Annotated in this window: 4 protein-coding genes; all 4 read left to right on the forward strand. The window is 34.2% G+C overall.

Annotation, left to right across the window (positions count from 1 at the left end; all coding sequences use genetic code 11):
* Nucleotides 1–417, forward strand: a 417-nt coding sequence (locus tag NZ579_08145; protein MCS7299906.1) for a glyceraldehyde-3-phosphate dehydrogenase, incomplete at its 5' end; no start/stop codon positions are given.
* 30 nt (nucleotides 418–447) lie between these two features.
* Nucleotides 448–753, forward strand: a complete 306-nt coding sequence (locus tag NZ579_08150; GenBank protein ID MCS7299907.1) for an MTH1187 family thiamine-binding protein — start codon at nucleotides 448–450, stop codon at nucleotides 751–753.
* Nucleotides 750–1586: a universal stress protein gene (locus tag NZ579_08155; GenBank protein MCS7299908.1), complete on the forward strand. Its 837-nt coding sequence runs from the start codon at nucleotides 750–752 to the stop codon at nucleotides 1584–1586. The genes NZ579_08150 and NZ579_08155 overlap by 4 nt, the downstream gene beginning before the upstream one ends.
* A gap of 1 nt (nucleotide 1587) precedes the next feature.
* Nucleotides 1588–1722 (forward strand): MOSC domain-containing protein (locus NZ579_08160; GenBank protein MCS7299909.1); only part of this gene is annotated, 135 nt, incomplete at its 3' end.

Raw genomic sequence — 1722 nt, forward strand, 5'->3', positions numbered from 1 at the left:
ATAGCTCAATCAGTTAGGGTTCCTGTTGTTACAGGTTCATTGATAATACTTGTTGTAGCTTTTAGAGATGAAGAAAATAACATTATCAACGGAGAGTTGATAAATAAGATCTATCAAGAGGCTGCTGAAAGAGAAAAAAGAGGATACCTTCTGTTCACTGATGACCAGAAGGTCTCAACTGACATAATAGGTTTTTTCGGACCTGCAGCAATAATTGAAGGTAGTGAAACGCATACAAGAACAGCAATGATTACACTTGATATTTCAAATATGTGTCATGTTGGTTCTCCTGTTACTGATAAATTACAGATTCCTGTAACACAAGCAGTTATTTATGGCTGGTATGACAATGAACTTGGTAGCTATACTAACATGCTTGGAGACCTTACAGTAAAGGTTTCTGGAGATGTTTATTAGGAATATGTTATCGTTTTAGGGAGGAAGAGAGTGATTGTAGAGTTCAGTATAGTTCCTATAGGAAGTGATGTAAGTATTAGTGAGCATGTGGCTAAGGTTATAAAGATAGTGGACGAAAGCGGACTACCATACAGATTTCACTCAATGGGTACAATTGTTGAAGGACAGTGGGATGATGTAATGGATTTAATTAAGAAATGCAGGGATATAATGATGGAGCAATTTGAAAGAGTGATAATTGACATAAAGATTGATGACAGAAAGGGAGCTACAGGAAGAATTGAGGGAAAAGTAAAGTCTGTTGAAGAAAAACTTGGAAGGACTCTTAAAAAATGAATATTGAAAAAATTTATGTTGCCATAGACTTTAAAACACTCACAAATAGTGTTCTTTCTTATGCCCTGTGGCTTACTCAGAGTTTTAATTGCAAAAATCTCTGTCTATTCCATATCATGGAATATACACTTACTCCTCCAGCCTATCTAATACCCTATATTAATAAAGAAAAGAAAAGGATTGAAGAAAATCTAAGACAACTTACAGAAAAACTAATTTCATATGTACCAAATACTGAAGTTCAAGTGGTCTTTGGTAGACTGATTGAAAGTATTATAGATGTTATAAAAGAGAAAGATTCACTTGTAGTGCTTGGTTTTAAAACCCATGTTACAAGACCTTCTACTTCTGAGAGAATACTAAAGGGAATTAAAGTTCCTGTATTTGTTGTTAAAGGAGATGATTTCAGCGAGATCAAACCTTCGGATATCAAAATAAAGAAGATACTATGTCCTGTTGATTTTTCTGAATATTCCTTGAGGGCATTAAATCTTGCAAAGGTTATCGCAAAAAAATGCAACTGTGAACTAAAGGTCCTTCATGTTATACCTGAGCATAAGATTAAGCATATAATTGAGGAACCTTCTGAGATAGAAAAATTTATTAATTATCTTAAAGAAAATGCTCAGGAACATTTTCTAAAAATAGATAGAGATTTGAAATATGAGATTATTGTAGGCATTCCAACAGAAAAAACCTTAGAAAAAGCAAAAGATGTAGACCTTGTTGTAATGGGTTCAAAGGGTAGGTCCTATGCTGAAGCAGTTATAATCGGTAGTGTTGCTGAGACAGTTATAAAAAACTCCCCCAAACCGGTATTACTTGTTCATTAATATGAGTGCAAAGGTTGTCTCAATAAATATTAGCGATAAAAAAGGAGTGATAAAAACACCTATTGAGGAAGCAACAGTAATTGAAAACTATGGAATATTAGGAGATGCCCATGCAGGTTCTCACTGGCATAGGCAG

The sequence above is a fragment of the Spirochaetota bacterium genome (genome assembly GCA_025061835.1).
Classification (GTDB): domain Bacteria; phylum Spirochaetota; class Brevinematia; order DTOW01; family DTOW01; genus SKYB106.

Excerpts from the sequence above, each read along its gene's own strand:
- NZ579_08155 (MCS7299908.1), top strand. The coding sequence starts at position 750 with ATGAATATTGAAAAAATTTATGTTGCCATAGACTTTAAAACACTCACA.